This is a genomic window from Oceaniovalibus sp. ACAM 378 (assembly GCF_008085915.1).
GTDB lineage: Bacteria > Pseudomonadota > Alphaproteobacteria > Rhodobacterales > Rhodobacteraceae > Oceaniglobus.
The window spans coordinates 274151-299744 of sequence record NZ_VSJK01000005.1 but is presented as its reverse complement, the minus strand read 5'-3'; the positions used below and the strand labels follow the sequence as shown (position 1 = coordinate 299744).

The 25594-nt window shown below is 61.7% G+C and carries 21 protein-coding genes and 1 tRNA gene; 20 read left to right on the top strand and 2 right to left on the bottom strand.

Translation table 11 applies throughout. The annotated features are described in order from the left end of the window. Positions 1-52: 52 nt before the first annotated feature. The 9 genes from acuI to FQ320_RS08675 all read left to right on the top strand — a co-directional run bounded on the left by acuI (position 53) and on the right by FQ320_RS08675 (position 10529). A complete protein-coding gene (acuI, locus tag FQ320_RS08715) occupies positions 53-1042 on the top strand; it encodes an acryloyl-CoA reductase (protein WP_148471325.1) in 990 nt (329 codons plus the stop codon). A 225-nt stretch (positions 1043-1267) separates the two neighbouring features. Further along, positions 1268-2908 (top strand): BCCT family transporter, encoded by a 1641-nt coding sequence (locus tag FQ320_RS08710; RefSeq protein WP_148471324.1) that lies wholly within the window; start codon positions 1268-1270, stop codon positions 2906-2908. 490 nt (positions 2909-3398) lie between these two features. Then, complete coding sequence (locus tag FQ320_RS08705) at positions 3399-4613, top strand: cyclopropane-fatty-acyl-phospholipid synthase family protein (RefSeq protein WP_148471323.1); 1215 nt, start codon at positions 3399-3401, stop codon at positions 4611-4613. Positions 4614-4617: 4 nt separating this feature from the next. Then, a complete protein-coding gene (locus FQ320_RS08700; RefSeq protein ID WP_148471322.1) occupies positions 4618-5076 on the top strand; it encodes a TrgA family protein in 459 nt (152 codons plus the stop codon). Next, positions 5073-6185 (top strand): NUDIX domain-containing protein, encoded by a 1113-nt coding sequence (locus FQ320_RS08695; RefSeq protein ID WP_187393832.1) that lies wholly within the window; start codon positions 5073-5075, stop codon positions 6183-6185. Before FQ320_RS08700 ends, FQ320_RS08695 begins: the two co-directional genes overlap by 4 nt. A 52-nt stretch (positions 6186-6237) precedes the next feature. Then, positions 6238-7272: a cysteine synthase A gene (locus tag FQ320_RS08690; RefSeq protein WP_148471320.1), complete on the top strand. Its 1035-nt coding sequence runs from the start codon at positions 6238-6240 to the stop codon at positions 7270-7272. 16 nt (positions 7273-7288) lie between these two features. Beyond that, a complete protein-coding gene (locus FQ320_RS08685) occupies positions 7289-9679 on the top strand; it encodes a DUF3772 domain-containing protein (RefSeq protein ID WP_255509429.1) in 2391 nt (796 codons plus the stop codon). Next, entirely contained in the window at positions 9676-10392 is a 717-nt protein-coding gene (locus FQ320_RS08680; RefSeq protein ID WP_148471319.1) for an alanyl-tRNA editing protein, read from the top strand. The genes FQ320_RS08685 and FQ320_RS08680 overlap by 4 nt, the downstream gene beginning before the upstream one ends. Positions 10393-10439: 47 nt before the next feature. Next, positions 10440-10529: transfer RNA gene (locus tag FQ320_RS08675), tRNA-Ser, on the top strand. Between the two features lie 267 nt (positions 10530-10796). Here the strand turns inward: FQ320_RS08675 and FQ320_RS08670 are convergent. Next, positions 10797-11426, bottom strand: a complete 630-nt coding sequence (locus FQ320_RS08670; protein ID WP_148471318.1) for a bifunctional 2-polyprenyl-6-hydroxyphenol methylase/3-demethylubiquinol 3-O-methyltransferase UbiG — start codon at positions 11424-11426, stop codon at positions 10797-10799. A gap of 89 nt (positions 11427-11515) precedes the next feature. Between FQ320_RS08670 and FQ320_RS08665 the strand changes: the two genes are divergently transcribed. From FQ320_RS08665 to FQ320_RS08650, 4 genes are all read left to right on the top strand, one after another. Continuing rightward, the gene (locus tag FQ320_RS08665; protein ID WP_148471317.1) at positions 11516-12688 is read left to right on the top strand and encodes a hypothetical protein; all 1173 of its coding nucleotides are present in this window, start codon (positions 11516-11518) and stop codon (positions 12686-12688) included. 130 nt (positions 12689-12818) lie between these two features. Then, positions 12819-13217 (top strand): hypothetical protein, encoded by a 399-nt coding sequence (locus FQ320_RS08660; RefSeq protein ID WP_148471316.1) that lies wholly within the window; start codon positions 12819-12821, stop codon positions 13215-13217. Next, the gene (locus tag FQ320_RS08655) at positions 13210-13719 is read left to right on the top strand and encodes a hypothetical protein (protein WP_148471315.1); all 510 of its coding nucleotides are present in this window, start codon (positions 13210-13212) and stop codon (positions 13717-13719) included. Before FQ320_RS08660 ends, FQ320_RS08655 begins: the two co-directional genes overlap by 8 nt. Continuing rightward, the gene (locus FQ320_RS08650; protein WP_148471314.1) at positions 13716-15302 is read left to right on the top strand and encodes a rhamnan synthesis F family protein; all 1587 of its coding nucleotides are present in this window, start codon (positions 13716-13718) and stop codon (positions 15300-15302) included. Before FQ320_RS08655 ends, FQ320_RS08650 begins: the two co-directional genes overlap by 4 nt. Here FQ320_RS08650 and FQ320_RS08645 read toward each other — a convergent pair. Continuing rightward, entirely contained in the window at positions 15296-16282 is a 987-nt protein-coding gene (locus FQ320_RS08645; RefSeq protein WP_148471313.1) for a hypothetical protein, read from the bottom strand. The genes FQ320_RS08650 and FQ320_RS08645 overlap by 7 nt on opposite strands. A 116-nt stretch (positions 16283-16398) precedes the next feature. Here FQ320_RS08645 and FQ320_RS08640 point away from each other — a divergent pair, with 116 nt between their 5' ends. The 7 genes from FQ320_RS08640 to FQ320_RS08610 all read left to right on the top strand — a co-directional run bounded on the left by FQ320_RS08640 (position 16399) and on the right by FQ320_RS08610 (position 25540). Next, on the top strand, positions 16399-18459 hold the full coding sequence (locus tag FQ320_RS08640; protein ID WP_148471312.1) for a hypothetical protein: 2061 nt from the start codon (positions 16399-16401) through the stop codon (positions 18457-18459). Positions 18460-18461: 2 nt separating this feature from the next. Then, positions 18462-19556 (top strand): acyl-CoA dehydrogenase family protein, encoded by a 1095-nt coding sequence (locus FQ320_RS08635; RefSeq protein WP_148471311.1) that lies wholly within the window; start codon positions 18462-18464, stop codon positions 19554-19556. Then, a complete protein-coding gene (locus FQ320_RS08630) occupies positions 19553-21058 on the top strand; it encodes an AMP-binding protein (RefSeq protein WP_148471310.1) in 1506 nt (501 codons plus the stop codon). The genes FQ320_RS08635 and FQ320_RS08630 overlap by 4 nt, the downstream gene beginning before the upstream one ends. Then, on the top strand, positions 21042-21299 hold the full coding sequence (locus FQ320_RS08625; RefSeq protein WP_187393831.1) for an acyl carrier protein: 258 nt from the start codon (positions 21042-21044) through the stop codon (positions 21297-21299). The genes FQ320_RS08630 and FQ320_RS08625 overlap by 17 nt, the downstream gene beginning before the upstream one ends. Beyond that, positions 21296-22558 carry an NAD(P)/FAD-dependent oxidoreductase gene (locus FQ320_RS08620; protein WP_148471308.1) on the top strand — a complete coding sequence of 421 codons (1263 nt, stop codon included), beginning with the start codon at positions 21296-21298 and terminating at the stop codon, positions 22556-22558. The genes FQ320_RS08625 and FQ320_RS08620 overlap by 4 nt, the downstream gene beginning before the upstream one ends. Before the next feature lie 550 nt (positions 22559-23108). Next, positions 23109-23996 (top strand): hypothetical protein, encoded by an 888-nt coding sequence (locus tag FQ320_RS08615; protein WP_148471307.1) that lies wholly within the window; start codon positions 23109-23111, stop codon positions 23994-23996. Between the two features lie 254 nt (positions 23997-24250). Then, the gene (locus FQ320_RS08610) at positions 24251-25540 is read left to right on the top strand and encodes a sorbosone dehydrogenase family protein (protein WP_148471306.1); all 1290 of its coding nucleotides are present in this window, start codon (positions 24251-24253) and stop codon (positions 25538-25540) included. Positions 25541-25594: the final 54 nt, after the last annotated feature.

The window sequence follows — 25594 nt, the reverse complement described above, 5'->3', positions numbered from 1 at the left end:
GCGCCGCCGGTAATATCCGCCGACATGATCCGATAAACTGAAGGGAATCAAGATGTTCAAGGCACTGCTTGTTGAAAAGGACGCTGACGGCAAGACCACAGCCTCGGTACAACGGCTGGAGGATACCCGTCTGCCCGACGGCGATGTGACTGTGGCCGTCGAATATTCCACGGTGAACTATAAGGATGGGCTGTGCATCGGCCCGGGGGGCGGATTGGTCCGCACCTATCCCCATGTGCCGGGCATCGATTTTGCCGGCACGGTCGAGACATCGGACGACCCGCGTTATACCCCCGGTGACAAGGTGGTGCTGACCGGTTGGCGGGTCGGCGAGGCCCATTGGGGCGGCCACGCAACGCGGGCGCGCGTCAAGGCCGATTGGCTTGTCCCTCTGCCCGACGGGTTGGACAGCCGCATGGCTATGGCAGTGGGCACGGCCGGGTTCACAGCAATGCTGGCGGTGATGGCGCTTGAGGATCACGGGCTGCAATCCGGCAAGGGCGAGGTTCTGGTGACCGGTGCTGCGGGGGGTGTTGGATCGGTGGCGGTCGCGCTGCTGGCCGCATTGGGGCACCGGGTCGCGGCAGTCACCGGGCGGCCCGAGACGGCGGAATATCTGACCGGGCTTGGCGCCGGGCGGATCGTGCCGCGCGAAGATCTGGCCGAAACGGTCAAACGCCCGCTTGAAGCTGAAACATGGGCTGGTTGCATCGATGCCGTGGGCGGCGCGATGCTGGCGCGGGTCCTGGGGCAGATGTGCTATGGTGGATCTGTTGCGGCGATCGGTCTGGCCGGGGGCGCTGCTCTGCCCGCCACGGTCATTCCTTTCCTGTTGCGCGGCGTCAACCTTCTGGGGATCGATTCCGTGATGCAGCCCTATGAAAACCGGGTCCGCGCCTGGGATAGGATCGCCCGCGATCTGCCGCTGGACAAGCTTGAAGCCATGATCGTACCCGCCTCCCTCGGCGACCTGCCTGCCCTCGGCGCGGCGATCCTGAAAGGCGAGGTCAAGGGCCGGGTGGTGGTGGATGTGAACGCCTGATCGCGGGCGTTCGGCCCCGGCCGGTTCTTCAAATCTGTGTGAACGGGTGACTCCTACAGTGTGATACACTATGGGTTGCGACCGTCGCAAATGTCGCAGCCTCTTCGGAAGAACCGCCGTTGGTCGCTCTCGCAGTCCTTGTGAGAGCAACTTGGTGGCGCAGGGAATGCATCCGCCCGAATCTCCGGCGCGGCATGAACCAGAATAAAAAAGGGGACACGCAAAGTGGCCGACACCACATCATCACCGGGCATTCCAGAGCCCGAGGGACAGACGACACTGATCGACACCGATTTCGAGATCGGTCAGAGCAACGTCGATGGGCGCGCATTGGGCGTGCCCTTCGACATTCATAACCCGGTCTTCGCGATCTCGGCTGCCTCGATCATCGCATTCGTCTTTTATACAATCGCGCTGCCGGAACAGGCCAGTTCGGTCTTTTCGGCGATGTTCAACTTTACCACCCACAATTTTGCCTGGTTCCTGATCGGCGCGGCCGATCTGGTCGTGGTCTTTATGCTTGTGTTGATCGTCACACCCTATGGTTCGGTCCGGCTGGGCGGGTCCGAGGCGACGCCTGATTACTCCTATACGGGCTGGTTCGCGATGCTTTTTGCCGCCGGAATGGGCATCGGTCTGATGTTCTATGGTGTGTCCGAACCGCTGACCCACTTCTCGACATCCCTGGGCGAGGTTACCTCCGAGAACGGAATTCGCACCGACTGGGCACCGCTGGGGGCCGCGTCAGGTGATCAGGCAGGGTCCGTGCGACTGGGAATGGCTGCGACGATTTACCATTGGGGGCTTCACCCTTGGGCGATCTATGCGACCGTCGGGCTTGCGCTTGCGCTGTTCACCTTCAACAAAGGCCTGCCGCTGACCATCCGCAGCGCTTTCTATCCGATCTTCGGCGAACGGGTCTGGGGTTGGTGGGGTCATGTCATCGACATCATTGCGGTCTTTGCCACGCTGTTCGGTCTGGCCACATCGCTGGGTCTTGGCGCGACACAGGCGAATGCCGGCCTGAACGAATTGTTCGGTGTCCCGATCGGCAACACCACCAAGGTCATTCTGATCACTGCAATCACCGCAGTGGCACTGATTTCGGTGCTGCGCGGGCTTGACGGAGGGGTCAAGATCCTGAGCGAGATCAACATGGGGCTGGCCGGGCTGCTGGCGCTGTTTACCCTGATCGTTGGGCCCACGGCCTTCCTGATCAACTTTTTCTGGGACAGCCTGGTCGCCTATTTCCAATACCTGCCGCAACTTGCGAACCCTTTCGGCCGTGAGGACGTGAACTTTTCCCAAGGCTGGACGGCCTTCTATTGGGCGTGGTGGATCAGCTGGTCACCTTTCGTCGGCATGTTCATCGCCCGCGTGTCGCGTGGCCGCACGGTGCGCGAATTCATCATCTGCGTGCTGCTGATCCCGTCGATGGTCTGTGTGATGTGGATGTCGATCTTTGGCGGAACTGCGATCCATCAGGTGATTGCCGACAACTTCCCCGGAGCACAGGAAGCCGAATTGTCGCTGCAACTGTTCAAGGTGCTGGGAGAACTGCCGCTGGCGTCGATCACCTCGTTCATCGGCATCTTGCTGGTGATCGTGTTCTTCGTGACCTCGTCGGACTCCGGTTCGCTGGTGATCGATACGATCACGGCAGGCGGCAAGGTGGACGCACCGGCACCCCAGCGGGTGTTCTGGTGTATCTTCGAGGGCGCCGTGGCGATTGCGCTGTTGATCGGCGGTGGCCTCGCGGCGCTCCAGTCGATGGTGATCTCAACCGGGCTGCTGTTCACCGTGGTCCTTCTGGCCATGTGTTATTGCATCTGGAAAGGTCTGGCGAGCGAACACGCCAAACGCTGAATTCCACCCGCGAAAACCGAAACGGCGCGCCTGATTGTGCGCCGTTTTCTTTGAGTATTTTTACAAAGAAGAAGCCGACGAAAGACGGACTGCCGCCGGGCTTCTCTTTTGCCTAAATACTCCCGCCGGAGGCGCCTTTACTCACCCCATTGACGCGGTCGGAGAATGTGGCACCCCCTTGCTCCATGACGCTCGACTGCCAATTCGTCCGGGCGCAATTCCGGGCGTTCGCCACTCCCGAGCTCGCCGGACTTGCGTTTTTTGAACACCTGACCGGAGCAACGCGCGGACGGCGGATGTTGCGATGGGCGACACTGCTCTGCATGGCCCTGCGTGCGAAACCCCGGGGGATTCCCCCGCGCGGGACACCGCTGGTTCGGGAAATATACGCATCTGGATGACGCCGCATCTTTTTGATCCAAACCGCAAAAGAAATGAGTATTCTGGCCAGGACGGGCGATTGCCGGTGCAGGGTGAGAGGGGCGAGGTGATGGAAATTCTGACAGGTGTCACGGGGCAGGAGAAATTGCCGCGCTATTTCGCGCAGGTGTTCCAAATGGCCAGTTCGATGCACAATGGACAGTTGGATTTCGTGCTGCCCGACGGGCGGCGGTTTCGCGCAACGGGGACAAAGACCGCCAATCCGGTGGCCGAATTGCGCATTCACAACCCGGATATATTTGCCCGCCTGATCCGCGAAGGCGATTTGGGATTTTGCGAGGCTTATCTGGATGAATGGTGGTCCACGCCCGACCTTCAGGGGTTTATGGATCTGGTACACGCCGACAATTGGGAAATGTACGACAGTTTTCCGGGCATGGGGCTGGTACGGTTTTACGAACGTTTGCGGTTCTGGTGGCTGGGCAATTCGCGCGCTCAGGCGCAGAAAAACATCGCAGCCCATTATGATCTGGGGAATGATTTCTATGGTCTGTGGCTGGACGATACGATGACCTATTCCAGCGCCAAGTTCACCACCGGGCAAGAACCGCTTGAGGCGGCGCAACTGGCGAAATACGCCAGCATGGTCGATGAGATGGGCGCGCGGCCCGGCGACCACGTTCTGGAAATCGGCTGTGGCTGGGGGGGATTCGCGGAATATGCCGCGCGCGAACGGGGGTTGCGGGTGACGTGTCTGACAATCAGCCGGGCGCAATATGCCTTTGCGGTTGAGCGGATCGCGCGGGCCGGGCTGGCCGACCGGGTGGAGATCAAGTTGCAGGATTATCGCGACGAACAAGGATTGTACGATGGCATCGCCAGCATCGAGATGTTCGAGGCCGTGGGCGAAAAATACTGGCCGGTCTATTTCAGCACCCTGCGCGCCCGCTTGAAACCCGGAGGCATGGCGACGCTGCAGATCATCACTGTGCAGGAAAAGCGATGGGAAGCATACCGTCAGACTATTGATTTCATACAGAAATACATATTTCCCGGCGGCATGTTGCCCAGCCCCGGTGCGTTGCGTGCAGAGGTGGAAAAGGCCGGGCTTGTCGTCAAGCACAGCATCGAATTCGGCGACAGTTATGCGCAGACCCTTAAGCGCTGGCACGAAACGTTCAACGACCGTTGGGAGGAAGTCCGGGCTCTGGGATTTGATGAAAGATTTCGGCGAATGTGGAATTTCTATCTTCTGTCTTGCGCGGCGACGTTTGACAGCGGAAACTGTGACGTGACGCAGATCACTGTGACAAGGCCCGCCTGAATTCATGTATCCCACCGCAGCAAAGATCATCGCCGGCATTCTGTTTGCAGGGCTGGCGTTTTTCGTCACCGGATTGGTGATTCCCAACATTCCTTATGGCGACAGTATTCCGATCACCTTTGGTGTGGTGAATGCGGCCGTCGCATTTTTGATGGGGTGGCGCCTTGTGGGCCGGCGGGCGGGCGAAGGCTATGGCTTTGGTGTCGCTTATGGCCTGACTGCGGCGGTGGCGACGCTGTTCTGGGTTCTGCTGTTTTGGGGCGGGCGGGAAATGATCAATCGCTCGCTTGATCTGTACTATGATGATCCGACCGAGGCGTTGGAGGCGATGGTCCGCCTGATGATTGATTTTGCGGCCTATATACCGGGCAACAATGCCGCGGCGTCGCTGGCGGTCGGGGCGGTGTTCTGTGGGCTGGTCACGGAATGGATCGGGCAGCGCACCAAATGGAAACCCATGTGAGCGATCTGTTTCTGTTCGGAACGCTGTTGGACGATGCTTTGCGCGGGCTGGTGGCGGGGTGCGATATTGCGGGCGAACCGGCGGTCTTGCCCGGCCATGGTATCTGGCGCGCCACGGGGGGCGATTTTCCGGTTCTGGGGCTCGGGGTGGCGGCGCATGGGGTGCTATTGCGCGATGTTCCCGACTCCGCTCTGGCGCGCCTGCATTTCTATGAACAGGGGTTCGGATATGTGCCGGGCCATGCAACGGTTGAGACCGATCGCGGCGCATTGGCTGCGACGGTCTATTTGCCCGGCGAACCGGTGGGGAGCAGCGACATTGCCTGGGACTTGTCCGACTGGCAGGCGCAATGGGGTCCGATGACCCGTGCCGCCGCCACCGAGGTGATGACGATGTTCGGAACGGTCTCCGGGGCCGAATTACGGTTTCGCATGCCGATGATCCGGGTGCGGGCGGATTCGGCCCTGCGCGCGGCGGCGCAGCCTTCGCCGGTGCTTGTGCGGCGGGGCTTCGGACGGGACGACGTGAGGATCGCCGACAGACGGCGACCCTATGTGCATTTCTTTGCGCTTGATGAAACCGATCTGACCCACACCCATTTCGATGGATCACAAAGCGGCACGATGACCCGTGCCGGGCTGCACAGTGGTGATGCGGTAACACTGCTGCCCTATGATCCGGTGCGCGACCGGGTTCTGCTGGTCGAACAATTCCGTTTTGGTCCGCTGATGCGCGGTGATCCATTGCCATGGTGTCTGGAGGCGGTTGCAGGCCGGATCGACCCCGGCGAAACTCCCGATGCGGCGGCGCGGCGCGAGGCAGAGGAAGAAGCGGGAATTATCCTGCAACAGTTGCTGCCGATTGCCTCGCATTATCCAAGTCCCGGCGCGCTGAGCGAATATCTGTTCAGTTTCATAGGCCTGTGCGACCTTCCTCATCTGACAATGGGGCAGGGCGGGCTGGCCGCAGAACACGAGGATATCCGCACCCACGTCCTGCCTTTTGCCGATCTCATGGCCCTGATCGACAGTGGCGAGGTCGAAAACTCGCCGCTGATCCTCTCGGCTTTGTGGCTGGACCGGCGGCGGGCGGCGGGCGGCTTTGCTTGAGTCCGGCGCGGCGCGGTACTAGTAAGGTCCGGCAACTGCCGAAGGATATCCCATGACCATCCACCGTGACCTGGCTGCCGCCATCGGCAACACCCCCCTTATCCGTCTGAACGGGCCGTCCGATGCGACGGGCTGCGAAATTCTGGGCAAGGCCGAATTCATGAATCCCGGCCAGTCGGTCAAGGATCGCGCGGCGCTGTTCATCATCCGCGATGCAGTGGCGCGCGGTACGTTAAAACCCGGCGGCACGATCGTCGAGGGCACGGCAGGCAATACCGGTATCGGGCTGGCGCTGGTCGGTGCTTCAATGGGGTTTCGCACGGTGATCGTGATCCCGGAAACCCAGAGTCAGGAAAAAAAGGACATGCTGCGCCTTGCCGGGGCCGAACTGGTGCAGGTGCCCGCCGCGCCATATCGCAACCCGAATAACTATATTCATTATTCCGAACGGTTGGCCGCGAAATTGGCAGAAACGGAACCCGCCGGCGCGATCTGGGCACAACAGTTCGACAATACGGCAAACCGTCAGGCGCATATCGAAACCACCGGCCCCGAAATCTGGGACCAGACCGGTGGCAAGGTGGATGGGTTCATCTGCGCGGTCGGGTCGGGTGGTACGCTGGCCGGGGTGGCACAAGTGTTGCAGCCCAAAGGCGTCAAGGTTGCGCTCGCCGATCCGGACGGCGCCGCGCTGCATTCCTTCTATACCACGGGTGAATTGAAATCCAACGGCGGGTCCATCACCGAAGGCATCGGGCAGGGGCGGATCACCGCCAACCTTGAGGGATTCACCCCCGACATGTCCTATAACATCCCCGACGCCGAGGCATTGCCGGTGGTGTTTGACCTTTTGACCGACGAAGGGCTGTGTGTTGGCGGATCGTCGGGCATCAACGTGGCCGGCGCGATGCGCATGGCCCGCGAGATGGGACCGGGGCACACGATTGTCACCATTCTGTGCGACTATGGCACCCGGTATCAAAGCAAACTGTTCAACCCCGATTTCCTGCGGGAAAAGGGGCTGCCGGTCCCCGATTGGCTGGATCAGGGCGGGCGGGTTCTTCCGGCCGCATTTGTCACGGAGTGATGAACGCGGGGTCGTCATGGCACGGATGAAGCGGCCCGCCATCCTCAGCGCCTTGTTGCGCACAGTTCTGTTGTGTCTGGCGCTTCTGGCCGGGCCGGGGGAGGCCGTGGCACAGGATGTCGCGGCTTGGGGCGCTTTGGCCGAGCGGGCCGAGGAGACGCTTGAAACCGGGCGGGCGTCGGATCGTGCGATGGATCAGCTGCGTGCGGAAATCGCGACCTTCCGCGAACGGTTTCTGTCGGCGCAGGGTGCCAACAAGACGCGTATCGACACGCTTCAGGCGCAGATCGACGGGTTGGGCCCATTGCCCGCCGAGGGCGAGCCGGCCGAACCCGAAGAGATCGCCATCCGTCGCGCCGAACTCATGGAGCAGTTGGCGCGCATCACTGTCCCCCGGCGCGAGGCCGAAGCGGCCTATAACCGCGCCGACGGTCTGATCCGCGAGATCGACTCGACCATGCGTCTGCGCCGAACCGACGAATGGATGACCCGGGGGCCCTGGCCATTGAACCCGGCGTTCTGGGGGCCGGCGCTTGGGGAACTGAATCAGAGCCTTGTCCAGCTGAAGAACGAAATCTCTGCCGGTTTGCGCCGCACTGATTCCCGGCCCGAGCCGCTGGAAAACCTGCCCTGGATGCTGTTCTTTCTGTTTGTCGCCGTTGCACTTGTGGTGCGCGGGCGGGCGTGGATGGAGCGACTGACGCTGTATCTGTATGAACGGCGCGGTGGCCGCAGGTTCGGCCATCCGGCCTTTGCGTTTGTCGTGTCGTTGATGCAGATTGTTGTGCCTGTCCTTGGCATGGTCGCACTGCGCGAAGCGGCCTTTGCCAGCGGATCTCTGGGCCTGCGCGGCCGGATCATTGCGGAGCTTCTGCCGTGGATCGGCGCACTGTTCTTTGGTGCGCTGTGGCTGGGCGCGCGGACATTTCCGCGCCGCGACAGCATTGCCGCACCACTGATCCTGTCCGCCGGTTTTCGCCGCAACGGGCGGCTGATGTTTCTGGGTCTGGGCGTATGCCTCAGCCTGAACGCGCTACTGACGCGGCTGGCGAATTTCGACCGATACGATCCCGCGACCGTCGTCGTGCTGGATTTTCCGATCCTTGTAACGGCCGGACTGATCCTGTGGCGCCTCGGGATGATCCTGACGGGATATAAAATCCCGCGCGACATGCGCGACGAAGACGGATTCGATGCTGGCTATTTCAACTGGCTGATACACCTGATCGGGCGGATCGTCATGGGGCTGGGGTTGATCGGGCCGCTGCTGGCGGTGGCGGGATATCACGTGGCCGCCAAGGGCCTGCTGTTTCCCACTGCACTTAGTTTGGCTCTGGTCACCACTCTGGCGGTGCTGTGGATCGTTGTGCGCGATGGCTATTCCCTGTTGACCGGACAGAGCGATGAACAGGCCGGCGACGCTTTGGTGCCGGTGTTGATCATCTTTGCGCTTTCACTGGCGGCGCTGCCATTGTTCGCGCTGATCTGGGGGGCACGGACCACCGATCTTTCGGAACTCTGGACCCGTTTCCGCGAAGGGTTTTCCATCGGCGAGATGCATCTTTCGCCGTCGGATTTTGTAACATTCCTGGTGATCTTTGCCATCGGTTTCGGGTTAACCCGGCTGGCGCAGGGCTTGCTTCGCTCGGCCGTTCTGCCGCGCACACGCATCGACACCGGCGGGCGCAATGCGATCCTTGCGGGGCTCGGATATCTTGGGGTTTTTCTGGCAATCGTGTTTGCCATTACCACTGCGGGGATCGACCTGTCATCGCTGGCCATCGTTGCTGGTGCGCTTTCTGTTGGTATCGGCTTTGGTTTGCAGAACATCGTGTCGAACTTTGTAGCGGGCATCATCCTTCTGATCGAGCGTCCGATTTCCGAGGGCGACTGGATCGAGGTCGGCGGTCAGATGGGCTTCGTCAAGGCGATCTCGGTCCGCGCAACCCGGATCGAGACCTTCGACAGGACCGACGTGATCGTGCCGAACGCTGATTTCGTCAGCGGCACCGTCACCAACTGGACCCGCGGCAACCTGACGGGGCGGGTCATCGTGCCCGTCGGCGTCGCCCATGGCACCGACACGCGCAGGGTCGAAACGGTGTTGCAATCCATCGCCGAGGCGCATCCTCTGGTCGTGCTGATCCCGCCGCCCGTTGTCCTGTTTCAGGGGTTCGGACCGGATTCGATGAATTTCGAGATCCGAGCAATTCTTCGGGATGTGAATTTTGTGATGACGGTCAAATCCGACATGAACCACGAAATTGCCGCAAGGTTCGCAGCGGAGGGTTTTGAAATTCCGGTGGCCCAACGCGTGATCCGATTGCGCAATCCCGATGCTTTGCCCGCCACCGGGCCTTCGTATCCGACCACCGACACCAATGCCCCCGAGGAGCAATTATCATGACTCAACCGCTGTTCCGCGACGACGCCTATCTGACAGAAGCGACCGCCAGAGTGTTCGCCCTGACCGACGAGGGCGGAATCGTTCTGGACCGCACGTTGTTTTACCCCACGGGCGGCGGGCAGCCAGGGGACAGCGGGTGGATCGACTGGCCGGGCGGGCAGATAGAGATCGCCACCTGCATCAAGGGCACCGAGGGCGCGTTGATCGCCGTGCCCGCTGCGCCCGGACCATTGCCCCCCGTGGGCGTCGAGGTGATCTTGCGGCTCGACTGGGGCAGGCGGCTGCGGCACATGCGGATCCACACCGCGCTGCATCTTCTGTCGGTGGTGATCCCGCTGCCGGTGACTGGCGGGTCGGTCTCGGCCGACAAGGGGCGGCTGGATTTCGACATGCCCGAATCGCCCGAGGACAAAACTGCGATCGAGGTCGCTCTGAACGATCTGGTGGCGCGAAACCTTGAGGTGACCGAGTCGTGGATCTCCGACGACGAGCTGCGTGCCAACCCCGGTCTGGTCAAGACAATGTCAGTGGCGCCGCCCATGGGCACCGGAAAAATCCGGCTGGTCATGATCGGCAGCGGGGCAAATCAGATTGATCTGCAACCCTGCGGCGGCACCCATGTGCGCCACACCGGCGAGATCGGCCGCCTGCGTCTGGGCAAGATTGAAAAGAAGGGCGCACAGAACCGCCGCGTCTATATTCACACGGTCTGAAACACACCCTTGCATCGCCGCTCGCTTTTGGCTAACTCACGCCCCACGGACAGGTGGCCGAGTGGTCGAAGGCGCACGCCTGGAAAGTGTGTAGGCGGGTGACCGTCTCCAGGGTTCGAATCCCTGTCTGTCCGCCACTTGCCATATAACCTGCTGCTTTCATTCATCCCTTGGCCATCACGGTATCGCGCTGGAGCCGGGACGTCTTGGCTGGTCAGCATCTCTCGACCCCGAGGTGATCGGGATGCCGACTGTGACATTCTCCTGATCTGTTATCTGGTCCGCGCGCCATCCGAACGGGACGCGCGCGGTCGGTACGGCTTTGCCAGGCCGGTCGCCGGGACCATGCCATCTGGCGGGTGCAGGCGGGACAACCGACCGCGCCGTCCGGCGCCCTCGCCGGGTCAGTGGGTTTCGGTTTGGCGCATTCGCATGCAGACGGCGGGAACCGCGCTCGACTGTCCAGTAATTTCTGTAGAGATCACGTATTCGCATTCGAACGGGCCGGCGGAGGCGCGGGAGAGCAGTTCGACAAGGTCCGCCGTTTCTTCGGCTGCGGCGGATGATGTCTTGTACAAAACGCAAAGCTGTCCGCCGGGCTTGAGTTGGCGCGCTGCGCCCGCGAAATAGTCAGGCAGGATGGCTTCGGGAATGCAATGCAGGCAACCGCGATCCAGTATCGTGTCAAATCGTCCGAGCCGGCCGCTGCTGCTGCAGATGTCAAAGACTCGCAAGACCGGGGCCTCCTCGCTGTCGTGAAAGGCGCGTTGTCCGCGCCGGATCGCGGAATGTGAACTGTCGATCCCGGTGACTTTGAAACCACGGCGCACTAGTGCGCCTGCAGTGCGGCCATCGCCGCATCCGACATCCAGCACGGTCTCTCCGGGCAGCAGCCAACCATCGTCGAGCATCGACTCGACCTCCGGTGGCAGTTCGCGATCCAGCCAGAAGGCCTCCATCCCGGGGCGCGCCCATCGCGCATCCCATTCGGATCTGTCCCGGCGTAGGATGGCGAGCTTTTCGTTCTGATGCATGCGGGGCCCGATTCGCGAAAGTAAACCATGGAAGAGTCATGGCGAACCTGCCACAACCCGAACCAAAATGGCAGTAGCGGAGAACCGAAATGCAGAACCGAGAACTCATATTGTTTGTCGGGCATGGCAAGACCGGGACGACCTATGCGCAGGGTCTGCTGGCCCATAACGCCGATCGACTGGCCGCCCGGGGGATCCACTATCCGCTTCCTCCCGCGCGGCCTGGGGAACCTCAGGACCCGCGTGAGCAAGCCCAGGATGTGCGGGGCAACCACGATATTCTGTCCCGGCAGGGCGATATGCCGATCGCGCCCGAGGCGCCGCGGATCGTCCTGCATTCGGAGCATTTCTTCGAGCCCCTGACCGAGCCGGATCACCCGATGTTCCGACAGCTTCAGAGGTTCTGCTCGGTGAATGCCATTACGCGGGTCCGGACGGTGATGATGGTCCGCGACCCGATTGATTTCGCCGTTTCCAGGGCGGCGCAAAACGTCGGTCGGTCAGATGGCAGCGTGGAAAGGCACTTTGCCGGAACGGGGCCGCAAGGCCGTTTTGCCCAGATCAGATTCTATCTGGAAGAGGGGCTGGACCTGCCGGGTTTCAGCATCGAGGCGTATAATTACAGCCGATGGTCGACCGTGCTCAAGCAGCTCCTGACCGACATCCTCGGCGTTGGCGAGGACGTCCTGGCCGACGCCGGGGGCCGTATGTCTAACCGTTCGCTTCGCGCGCCGGAATTCGCTTTCCTCAAGGCCATGAGCCCGGAGGGAAGCCAGTCCGCGACGCGCATGAAGCTGGGTCTCAAGACGTCGGTCCCGGTCCCTGCCGTCGGCTATCACGTGCAATCCCTCGACTGGCAACGGCAGTACATTGAGCGGAACGCTGCGGAGATCGAGGCGGTCAATGCGCGGCTGCCCGAGGCTGAAAAGCTGCGGATCGCCTATCGCGATCCAACTGAGGGCGCCGGCCCTTTTCTGATCGACGAGGAGTGGTTCGCGGCCACCGGTAGATTGGTAGGTAAACTGCTTGACGAGAACGCGTTTCACCTGATCGCCGCCCAGGTGCAGATCGCGCTGCTGACCGCCAGCCGTGCCATCTTGACCGATGACATGGACGAGGTGGCGCAGCAGTTGCCGGTGGCGGAACGTCACCTCGCCATTCTTGCGAGGCTGGACGCGAGGGGCAAGGCACAGGCGGAGGCCATGACACAGACTCTGGAGCAGATGAAGGCCCATCTGAAGGCGCGCAGCTTGACAAGTTAGGCTTTTGACTTTTTATCTCCAAGCCTGACACGCTACACCCTCGAACAGAGCGACCTGACGAGATATCCCGGTGTTCGCCGAAGCGATCTTGCCCGATTGGCGAGCAGTGTCCCATGCAAGGCAACGGACTATGGATGATGTGACCGAGCCGGATCCGGCACCCACCGTTCTTTCGGGAATCTGGTATTCCGACGGCTGGATCAGCCCCTTCATCAAGCTGCGTTGTACCCGTATCGACGATGCGGCCACGCATCTGCGGCTGGAACTGTTCCGCCCCGCCACGATGCCCCTGATCGGACCGACCCAGGAGGTGGTTGTGAGGGCCGGAACGACGCGGCTGGCCAGCCATGTCTTTATCTCGCCCGAGAACAGTTTCGAGAATATATTGCTGCCGCTGCCCGTCGACCGGGCGGCCGCGGACGGCTTTACCGTCTCGATCCGAAGTTCGCGGTCCCTGCGCGCGCCGGGGCCCGACAATCGTCGCCTCGGCCTGCTGCTGATCTCGCTGGAATCTGTCTGCCATGTATGATGTCTATCCCGATCTCGAGAGGCTGGAGCGACGTCTCGGTCTGAAGGACGGAGAGCGGCTCGAAACCGTCGAACGGCTGGAAGTGGACGGCGCATTCCTGCGCGGCGTGCTGGAGATGATCCTCTCTGATGTTGCGATCGACGAACGTGCCTATCTGCGCGACTACGATCTCAAGGCCGAGGTCGACTGGGGGCCGGCGGACTCGATCGCTGCGCATTTTGCCGGGACCGGTTATTTTGCCGGATTGGTTGCGGTGACGCGCAACTTTGACGAGTATTGGTATCTCGAAACCTATCCTGAGGCCCGCCTGGCCGTGGCCGAGCGCCGGTATCAGTCGGGCCTGGACCATTACCGCGCCGAGGGCCGGCGTCAGGGCCGTGCGCCGAATGCTGCCGCGGTGGCGACCATGGCCCGCTGGCGTCAAGTGCTGAGCGGGACGGTGCCGGACAGGGTGCCGATCGACATCGCACCGCAACAGCCGACGACGGAACCGGAAAAATGAAAACCAACGACGCTTGCGGCGATCTGAAGGTGCTTTTTGCTATGCTCGATGTGGCGCTCCATCGGAACCTGATCTGCCAGGAGGCGGCCAGAGAACATACCGGGGCGGAGATTTGCTATCCGGAAGAATTCGTCGATCTTTACGCGGACGTTTCTGCGGAAGGTCGGACGGCGCTTTTTCCGTTTGTCGATACAGAGCATTACGCCCGGCTTTACCGTATCGCCGATCCGGTAGAGCAATTGATGGATTTCGCCGTTGCAGGCCCAAGGGCGCGGCGCTGGCCACATCCGCTGATCGATTTCGGCTATGTGGAACGGATGCGGCCCGACCTGCGGCCGGAACTGGCTTCGACGCGGCAAACACTCGCCATCATCGCTGATTACCATGTAGCCCTCAGCCCCTGGCTGTCTGCCGACCCGATCGAGGCGTTCGCCCAGTTGCGTGCAGGGCGATTGGCCTCCGAGGTGGCGGAATGGGTCGATCCGGCCCATCTGCTGGGGCAGGACGAACCCTCGAGCGCCGCAGCCTGGCAGGCGATTCTGGACTTTGCGTCGTTCGGAGATGCGCAGGGGCAATCGCCCTCGCGCCGGTTTGATCCCGGTGCGTGGAACGCGCGACGACAGCGGACCGGCGTGGCAGCGGAACGGCCATTCTTCGACTTCCTGATCGAGGCCCGGATCAACGGGTTTTCGCAGGTTGCGCCAAGCTCCGGCGATCTGCCGACGCTCAACGACATGGTTGTCCTTGGCACGCTGCCGGCCCGGCAACCGACCCGCGCCACGGACTCGGATTCCGCGGCGCATAATGATTTGGGCAAACTTGTCGCTTTTCCGCGTAGCGCCCAACCAAAGCCTCTGGCCGTCTGTCTGCACGCCTTCTATCCCGACGTGGCGCGCCGGATCCTTGATCGTCTTGCGGCCTCTGCCTTGCCGATGAAGCTTTACGTCACCACGATGGCGGCCCAGGAAAACGAGGTGGCCGCGGACATGGCGCGCTCGGGGCTTGATCACGAGTTGTGCGTGGTCGAGAACCGCGGGCGGGATATCGCGCCCTTCCTCGCGCAACTCCCGAAGCTGGTCAGGGACGGTCACGACTGCGTTCTCAAACTGCATACGAAGAAATCGTTGCACCGCCCGGATGGCCGCGATTGGGCCGACGCGCTTTTACGGCCTCTGACCGACCCCGACAACCTTGAGTTTGCCACCGAGATGCTTCGCCGTCACACCGATGTTGGCTTTGTCGGTCTTGCCGGCCATGTCCTGCCTCTGGCTCCATACATGTACAACAACGGCGGCATTGTGAGCACGCTGGTCCGGCGGCTGCAGCTCGATGTCCGTTTCTGCCGTCAGCAAGGGCACTTCATGGCCGGGTCAATGTTCATCGCCCGGTTGGCGGCGCTGGAGCTCCTCGCCGAGCTGAACCTGGTGGCTGATGATTTCGATGTCGAGGCCGGGCAACTGGATGGCACACTCGCCCATGGAATCGAACGGGTGGTCGCCTTATCGGGCTGGCGGCGCGGCCAAAAGTTGATGATCCTTGATACGCAGACGGATGAAACGACCGGTGTGAAGTCGTTCTACTGAAGTTGCCGGACCCGATTCAGAACCCGGCAGACTTCGACCCAAGCGCCGGGGGTAAGGTCCTCCCGGTGCAGGAAGTCTTCGTAATCAGGCATTTTGAAAGGCGCGACGAGCGTGTCGGGGCCGAGTTCCGCGCGCAGTTCATCCCGCCATTTCTGCAGGGCAGGCGCATAGTTTGCCAGTTCGGCCCGGGTGTAACAGGTCGTCCCGGAAAACTGCCCGTAATGCGCCTCCAGCGCCTCCTGAGCGAAGTTGATCAGGGCGTCGTCAACAAAATGCGGGCTGTCGGCGATGCAATGCGCCATGTAGGTCGGCAGCGGCAGGCCGGATCGGTTGCGCCAGTCTTGCTTGCCCTCGGGCAGGTCTTTACTGCTCAGCTCGGTTTCGGTCGCCGAAAGGACAAAGTCGAGCACTCCGTCCGGCTGCGCGGCCAGCGGCTCGTAAGAGGCGCATACAAGCTCGGCGCCAGGAAGCGTGCGCGTCAGTTCGCTCAACAACTCCGGTCCGAAAAATATGCTGGATGTCGGCGAGAACGCTCCCTTGAAGAAACCGGCGCAGGTGAGGGCGCGTGCGGCTGCGCTTTTCATGATAAAGGTCGACTGTATGTATTCGAATGGCTGGCGCAGAACCAGCACGACCGTGACCCGGTCAAATTTCTTCACGAACCCGCCCAGTGAGGTCCTTTCATCCGAGCCGTCGCGCAAACCGATGCTGAAATCCTCGCTGCTCAGCAGCACCACGTCGTCTGAATTGGCGTGCCGGTCGAGCAGGGACTGCCAGAGTTCGTCCCGACCTCCGGCTTCGAAGCAGATCTGCGGCAGTCCCGATCCGGTGCCTGCCATGACGTGATGCCCCGCCGTGCCGGGCGTCGGTGGATAGATGACGCCGTGCCGCGCCAAGGTGGCGCGATTTCGGGCAAGTCGGTGTTGCACCGATGTGGTGCCCGTCTTATGTTGCCCGGCATGAATAACGAGATGTGACATTCGTGTCTCCGAACATTGATCGGTTCCGCTTGTCAAATTGTCAAAGCACTACAGTCAACTCTGGTCAAGAGCACCGACTGCGGCGTGGTCCAAGAGAGCAGCATAAGGCGGGACAAATGACCGAAAACGACCATTTGATGGTCGAGGCGATTGCTGAATTCGTGGACGTTGGGTTTTATACCGCGCAGCTTGACGCCCCGTTGGCAATGGCGTCGGTGTTGCATTACGTAAGGATCGGCTGGAAGGCCGGGCTCGATCCCTCAGCCGAGTTCTCTACCGAAGGCTACCTGAGCGCGAACCCGGACGTCCGCAGGGCCGGAATCAACCCGCTTGTGCATTTTGTGCAGCACGGCAGGGCGGAAGGCCGGGACCCGGGTAAGGCACCCAAGATCGCGGCGGGCGCCGAGGACGGGCTTTCCGCTGAGATCGCCCTGATATCCAGCGGCTTTGACGCCAGATTCTATCTCCGCGCCAACCCGGACGTGGCGCGGGCGGGAGTGGATCCGCTTCGGCATTACAGCACGGTTGGCTGGCGCGAAGGGCGGCTGCCGAATGCCGAATTCAACAACGCCTCGTATTTTCGACTTCATCCTGAGCTGCGACAATCTGGAGAAAATCCCTTCTACCATTACTTGCGCACGCGCGGCGAGGAAGAGCTTCCGACTAACGCGGCGTACAAGCCGAAAATCGCGATGACGCAGAAGGCGCTTTTGCACAGGTATATTGATCGGGAGCAATATATCAGCCAGCTTGCGCCGGGGCAAACGCCGTTCGATCTGTCGGCTCACTATCTTGACGGGAAAGGTCCGCCGCATATCGAGCCGCATCCAGGCTTTTCGCGCAAATTCTATGTGCAGACCAATCCGGACATTTCCGAAGACGACGACTGCTTCCTGCATTATCTGGAACTGGGCCACCTCGAAGGCCGCGCGCCGAACAGCGCCGCCCATGCGCGCGCGGTGGGCGATTGTGATCCGCTGACAGATGACGACCCGGATCTCAGGACCGCGGGCGCGATTGCCGGCGAAGTAGATGGCGAATTTTATCGAGTCCGCTACGGGATCCCGGCTGACGATGCGGCGCGGCATTACGCATCGAAAGGCTGGCGAAAGGCCTGGGACCCCTCACCGGCGTTTTCCACCCAAGAATATCTCGCGGACAATCCCGATGTGGCGGCCGCCGACATCAATCCGCTTCTGCATCACGTCGTGAATCGCGATGTGCTCGGGACGGGCAAATCGGCTGACTTTGCAAATGCCGATTATTACCTCGCAAGTGCCGCGCGCAATGAGGGACTTTGCGACAGCGAACTCGGGCGGCTGGCGGACATGTCCTGGGAGGCGTCCTTCCGCGCGCTGGGACAGATCTCGCAGCAGTTGGCGAAGGGCCAACCGCACCCATTGGTTCCCGACCTGGACCTGGCACCCGCGTACAGGTTTCTTCAGGCACACAACCTTCGCGCGGTGCCCGAACAGGTCGCTTTCTCGGCGCTCTTTCAGTTCATGGGCATCCAAAACTTTGTCGCCAACAAGCTTGCGGACAGCCCGGCAGCAGAACTGCAGTCCCGGGTCCGGGTCATCAACCGCGAGTTGCTGGAGGCGGCGCTGCGGGGCGACCGGCCGGTGTTCCTGATCGGCAGCCATGTCGGCGTCGGCTGGATTAGTATTGCCGCCCTGTCGCACCTTGGCGTTCCGATGCTGAACGTCGGCCATGGCCCGCTCACGGCGCACATGGCCGTGCACTACCGGCACCTTGGCTCCAACCGGATGTTCCCGGCGGCGGTCTTCAAGGCCTGCGATGAAGCTTTGGCGGCGAAGACTCACCTGGTGCATATCCTCCCGGATGTCTGGAAGGGCACCGGGCGCAAGCTGCCTTTCTTGGGCCGCGATCATCATTTCGCCGAAGGCTTTTGCCATCTGGCGCACAAGCGCAATCCTGTGCTGCTGACCTATTCCAACAGGCTTGGGATGGACGGCACCTTGGAAATCGAATTCGGCCATGCCCTGGGCGAGGTGCCGCAGGGCGTCAGTCTGGCCTACACGACCACCGTGCTTCTCGACCGATATCGGGATTGGGTCGAGACGCTATGGCTGGACAGTGGCGGCGCCATCAACATCAAATATCTTGAAACCTTCTTCAACCGCCTGCCGCTGACCCCCTCGCGGGAGGGAGCCTGACCATGGATTTCGCCCCCAGCAAGCGACAGCGCGAGCTTCAGCGCAAGGCGGGAGAGGCGGCCGGGCAACTGCATCCGTTGCCCGACGTGCAGACGCGTGACTTCTGGACGCAGGCCGCCGACCAAGGCTGGCTGAGTTGTGTGGACGAGACCGGAGAGGGCGACGCGCTGACCGCGGTTCTGATCCACGAGGCCTTGGGCCGCGCCGGCGTGTCGCGTTCGGCTCTGTTCGCCATGGGCGCGCATCTTTTCGGGGTGGCGATGACCCTGCGCGCCTTTGGCAAGGCTCCCGCGGATGCTTACCTGGCCGACCTGACCGCGGGCAAGGCGGTGGGTGCCCTGGCCTTGACAGAGCCCAACGGGATGTCGGACGCGGCGAACCTCGGAACCTTGGCGAAAAAGACGGACGACGGATGGCTGCTGACCGGTCGCAAGACCTTCGTGAGCAACGGCAGCTTCGCGGATGTCCTGCTGGTCAATGCCCGCCACCCCGAGGCCCGCACTTCCGCATTTTCCACCTCGCTTTTCGCCGTTCCCTCCAAAACACCCGGCCTGCGCACCAGCGTGATCGACGGACCCATCGGGTTAAAAGGATCGCCGATGGCCGACGTGATGTTGGACGATGTCAGGGTTGGGCCAGAGGCCCTTGTGGGGCGTCGGGGGCAGGGGGTGGTCGCAACCTTGACCGCGATGCGGGCGGAACGTTCCTGCATCCTCGCCGGGTTCGTCGGCGCCGCAGAGCGCGACCTGCAGGCGGTTCTTCGGCATCTCAGCGGGACCGCGCGCGAGCATCAGGCGCTCGGGCTTGCTCTGGCCGAGGCTTCGGCCAAGCTGGAGATCGCGCGCTGGACGCTGTATCGCGGGGCGTGGAGTGTGGACCATGGGACCGACGGTATCCGCACGCCGGCGCTCACCAAGCTTGTCGTCGCGCGTACCTTGGCCGAACTCGCCCAGACCCTGCAAGAGCTGGCCGCCGGAGCCGGGTGGCGCGACCAAATGGGGTTGGCCACGGCGGTGGCCGACACAATGGGTATCCTGACGGCGTCCGGGACCGCCATGGTCCAATTGCGCGCCATTGCCACGTCTCTCGACCGATGACCGGCCCCGACCGTTTGTTCATCGACAGACTGCTTGCCCGACAGCCGGATGCGAGCCGCATCAGCCTGCGGTGGGGCACAGAGGGCGTTCTGGATCAGGGCCGCAGCGCAGCCATCCGCGACGGTTTCGCGGGCTGGCTTGCCCAGATCGGCATCAGGCGGGGTGACCGCATCGCCTTTGTCCTGCCGAAAGGGCCGGTGGCGGCCTTGGGAATTCTTGCGGCCTTTCGGGCAGGCGCGGTCGCGATTGTACTCGACTCCGAGGCGCCGGCGCCTCGGCTTGACCAGATGATCACGGATTTTGTGCCCCGGCTGGTCGTGACCACGCCCGATTTGACCGCCGCGCTTTCGTCTCGCGCAGAGCATTGGCTGAGCCTCGCCTCTGACGCGTACAGTGAAATGCCCTTTGCCGCGCCGCGCCAGCCCGCAGTGCTGCACGCCGACAGCCCGGCGCTGCTGCTCACCACGTCCGGCTCGACCGGACGGCCCAAGGGAGTACTCCTGTCACATGGCAACCTTTCGGCGTTCATCGACTGGGCCACGGCGACCTTCGATCTGACGGCTGCGGATCGCTTCGTTAGTCTCGCCCCGTTTCACTTCGATCTGTCGGTGCTCGACCTCTACGCCAGCCAGATGATCGGAGCCGAAGTGTACCTGGCCTCGGCCGCCGAAGCCCGAATGCCCGGCTCGGTTGCGCGGATCACCGCCGCGTCGCGCCCGACCGTGCTTTATGCGGTACCGACCCAACTCCAGATGCTGGCCACGCTTGGCTTTTTCGCGGGCAGCCCCGGGGCAGGGGCGCTCCGGTGGGTGCTGTCTGCCGGCGAAGTCCTGACAGGCAAGACCGCCCGCGCCATCCTGGGCGGCGAGGGTGCCCCCCGGCTGGCCAATCTTTACGGGCCCACCGAAACCAACGTGGTCGCCTGCCACATTGTCGATGTCGTGCCGGAGAGCGAAGATGAGCGTCTGCCCATCGGAACCCTGCGCGATCACGTAAAGGCCCAACCGGTCTCCGGCGCGGCCGACGCGACGTTGGTCGTTGACGGCCCGACCGTGATGCTGGGCTATGTCACCGGTCCGCAAGACCCCCCGTCAGAGCCGACACCACGGCGATACGACACCGGTGATCTGGTGCGACGCAGTGCGGATGGTCTGTTGCACTTTTGCGGCAGAAAAGACCGGCAGATCAAATTGCGCGGCTTCCGCATCGAGCTTGAAGAGATCGAAACAGTGGCCCTGGCACATCCGGGTGTTGCCGCTGCGGTGGCCGTCGTGATCAATGCTGCAGGACCAAGGCCGCAGCTTGTCCTGGCCGTGATCCGGGCTGACGGCAGCCTCGAGGCATCGGATCTTCTTGCCGTCCTGAAGGATGCGCTGCCACGCTCGGCCATACCGGACAGGATTGCATTTCGGGCGGAATTGCCGCAATCGTCAACTGGAAAAACCGATCGTGTTGCCCTGCGTGATCAGATCGAAGGAGACCACGGTGCAAAGAAATTCTGAGTTCACCACCTATTTCAACACGTGGGTCGCGACAGAACTCGGCTATCAAGGTGCCCCCCTTGAACCCGAAAGCCCGATTCTTGAGATGGGGTTGCTCGACAGCCTTCAGATCATGCAGTTGATCACCGCGCTGGAAGAGCGCGAAGGCCTGTCGATCCCGCTTGAGGAAGTGGTGGAGGAGAACTTCCAGACACCTGCAGCCGTGAACGCCATGGTGACCCGCATAAAGGCCCAACCATGACCGACGCCAGGAAGGTCGTGATCATTGGTGCGGGACCGGCCGGAAGCACGCTGGCGCTGCGTCTTGCCCGCAAGGGCATCCGGACCGTGATAATAGAAAAATCCGCCTTCCCACGCGAACATATCGGGGAATCCCTGAGCGGCGAATGCGGAGTCATGTTGCGCGAACTGGGCTTTCAGGACCAACTTGATCGCCTGGATTTTCCTGTCAAACGCGGCGTTTCGGTCTATGGGCCGAATGGTCGCGGCGCGTTCTGGGTGCCTGTGGGCGAGCCGGGGCCGGACGGAACCCTCATCGAAGGAACCACCTGGCAGGTGCGCCGTCCCGAATTCGACACCATGCTGCTGCGCGCAGCCCAGGACGCGGGTTGCGAGGTCATTCAGGCTGCGGCGCGGGCGGTGCTACGGGATGACGCCGGCCTGCCGACGGGCGTGACCCTGCGGTTCGACGACGGGCGCACAGACACTCTGGATGCGGATTTCCTTGTCGATGCTTCGGGTTTGGCGGGCTTTCTGTCAAAGGCCGGGGTCGCAGGACCGCGCGAACGCGGGTCGTACAGCAAACAGGTTGCGTTCTACGCGCAGTTCGAGAATGTGAGGCGCGATCCGGCGCCCCATGATGGCAATACGCACATTTTCTACCAACGCAAACACCACTGGGCCTGGATGATCCCGATTTCCCGAACCAAGACAAGCGTGGGGATCGTGGTTCCCGGCGCAAGCTACCGGGCCTCGGGACAGAATCCCGAGGATTTCCTGACCGCCAGACTTGCTGATCTCAATGACGAATTTTCGAGGCGAATGGCCGACGCCCGGCGCATCTCGGCGGTCTGGAGCACGTCGAACTATTCGCACAAGATCAGCGGTTTTACCGGGCCGCGCCATCTTTGTCTTGGCGATGCGCATCGCTTCTCTGATCCGATCTTTTCCTTTGGAGTCTCCAACGCGCTCAAGGAGGCCGCTCTGGCCGCCCCGGCGATCGAAGCGGCGCTCGCGCTTGACCCATCCGATGCGGCACCCGTCATGCGCGCGTTCGAAAGCCTCGTGACCGGTGGGCAGGACCGGGTGGAAACATTGATCAACACATTCTGGGAATACCCTCTCGCCTTCCTCAAACTTGCCCATTTTGATCGACCAAGCGATATCGCCGAACTCTTCTCGGGCCGGATATACGATCCGTCGGCGGATCAGCTTCCGGCAATGCAGATGATGTACGGACTGATGCACCATGCGGCAACTGCAGAACGGGCAAGCGCCTAGCAAGCCGGGTGCGCTTGGCGACGGGCGCCGCGCGGTCTGCCGCAGCCTATCTTGCGACAGGCGTGATCTGGAAGCGGTTGCAAATCATCGCGACGATCGCGGACGTCTTCCCAGTGCCGGGGGGGCTCATGCCCGGTTATCAGCCGACACAGTCGCCGCTCGTCCGTTTGACCGAGGCAGTCCCCGGGCGAAACGACGGTCGTGCGGTAACCAATCCACGCATCAACCGTCGTCTTAGTTCCGTCTCCTACATTGCGCGTCCACATACCGCTGCGCCCGGCGGTGGCGTATTATTCGTCATGGAAAGGGGCTTGACGGCGATCATGAGAACACGCTGCTGCAACACGATTTTGAGCAACCTGCCTCGTCGATCTGATCGATGTCTGCTACAATCTGTGTTTCTCAGCTGACGAGAGAGCCCGAAAAACCACACTGTTCAGGCACGAGCGTTACGATCTTCGAGTTTTTCAGCAGCTTGCTAGATCTTGGCCGCCGAATAAGTCAACAACGGTCAGACCGGACGGATACCGCAAACAAGCAGGCAGGCAATATGGAAAATTCTAATCGCATCCAGATGGTATTCGTCAAATGGGGCACAAAGTACGGCCCCGAATACGTCAACGGGCTGGTTCAGGCGACACTCGCACATACCAGCGTCCCTGTTGATTTTATCTGTTTCACCGATAAGGCTGCGGATATCGATCCTCGGGTCGACGTTCGCCCGTTCCCGGATTTCGGTGTCCCTGTTGAAACGATGACGGGCAGGGGGGGCTCTCTGCTCAAGATGTCGATGTTTCTGAAGGGGCAGTTGGCTGCCGGTGTGCCGACGCTCTATATCGACCTCGACAGTTCGATCATGGGGGATGTCGCTCGGCTTGTGGATTGTTTGAAGCAACGGCGCGGCATGTACATGCTGACACGCCATGCGATTCCCCATTGGCGGTTCCGTGGTTTCGTGCGGCGACTGATGCCGTCCCGCTATTATCTCGCCAACACCGCCGTAATGGCCTTCTTTGTAGAGGATTGGTTTGGGATTACCGACCGGTTCTTGGTCGATTTCCCCAAGTATCTGGCAGATCCGACGTCGCTTTCCCCCGAGACCCGTCGAATCTATGACGAAGGCAACGAGCGGCTAATCTCGCACGCAACGCAGGATGTATCGCGGGTTTTCCCCGCCGATGTGGCGGTCAAGTTCACACAGGAATACATGTCACACAGTCTTGCCATTGCCGAGTTGAAGAACCGGTTGCCCGGGGTGCGTGCCCGACGCAAGCGACAGGTGGTCATTTCCTATCAGGGCGAAGCGCTGAAACCCCAGCAGTTGGTGAGCGCGGAACAGGGCGATCTGATCCTGTACAAACGGTACAAGACCCGATGGGCCTATCCCGAGCTGACGCGTTATTGGCGCAACGTGCTGGGCCGTCAGCCCCGGCCCTGATGCGACGATAGCCTGTGTTCGACCTTTGCAAAGAACGGACCGCGGGCGATCACAACGCCCGTCAGGTCCTCACAGCCGCTTTTCATAGATCGATCATGCCGGGCGATTGATGGTCGGCAAAAGTGCGAAAGTTGCAGTGCAGCATCAGAATTGCCGGTGGCCGCTCGGGGCAGGCCGTGGGTGCCGGGGAAAAGCTGTTGTTGCGCGGCGCAGTTTCTCGCTACCATGGCGACTGATCAGCCTGGAGGCCAGACATGGAATTTATCGCAACGGCGACTGCAATGGTGGGCGGCGCATTGGCTTTCGTGCGCCGGATAGGGGCGCCTGCGCATCAGGCCATGGGCGCAAGCCCACAGATCCCCGAGGCGAAGAAACAAGGCATTATGACTCTGAAGATGCCGGTCGCCGAAGGGTGGAAGGACGGCCGTCTGCCGACCTGCGCACCCGGTCTCAAGGTCAACGCATTTGCATCCGGACTGGAGCATCCACGCTGGATCGAGGTTCTGCCCAACGGTGATGTCTTGGTGGCGGAGTCGAAAGAGCAGGCAGGACCGCCGAAAACGCTGATGGACCACGCGACTCAGGCGACGATGCGACGGGCCAGGGCAATCGGAGACAGCGCCAACCGCGTTTCACTTTGGCGAGACGCAGATGGCGACGGGGTGGCCGAAATACGCGAGGTCTTTGTCGAGAACCAGAACCAGCCGTTTGGCATGGCGTTGATCGGAACCAAGTTTTATCTCGGAAATACCGATGGAATCGTTGCTTTTGACTATGTCACGGATGCCACGTCATTGGTGGGGAGCGGGCAAAAGCTTGTGGATTTCAAACCGCATGGTCACTGGACACGCAGCCTGATCGTTTCGCCTGACGGTACCAAAATCTATGCTGGCGTCGGGTCTCTGACGAATATCGCGGATCAGGGCATGGACGTGGAACAGGGACGTGCGGCGATTTGGGAACTAGATGTCGAGACCGGCGAGGCGCGGATCTTTGCGTCTGGCCTGCGGAATGCTGTTGGCATGGCATGGGAGACAACAACCGGCGCGCTTTGGACCGTCGTGAACGAACGTGATGGTCTGGGCGATGAGACGCCTCCGGATTACCTGACTTCTGTGCAGGACGGCGGCTTTTACGGTTGGCCATATTCCTATTGGGGCGACACTGTGGATGACAGGGTTCCGCAAGACGCCGCACTGGTCGCACGCGCGATCACGCCGGATTATGCACTGGGCGGGCACACGGCGTCGCTTGGGCTTTGCTGGATGCCCGCAGGAACTTTACCGGGGTTCGGTGATGGCATGGTGATTGGACAGCATGGCTCATGGAATCGTTCAAAGCTGAGCGGTTACAAACTGATCTTCGTGCCCTTCGAAAACGGTGCGCCAAGCGGCCCGCCGCGTGACATTCTCAGTGGTTTTCTGTCCGAAGACGAAAAGATCGCCTATGGACGCCCTGTCGGCGTGGCGATTGGGGCAGACGAGAAATCCCTGTTGATGGCGGATGACGTGGGCGACATTATCTGGCGCGTCACGGGCGCTTAGAAACAGATTTGACTGAGCTTCGGGCTTCGTAACGACGGACGGGGCAGGACAAAC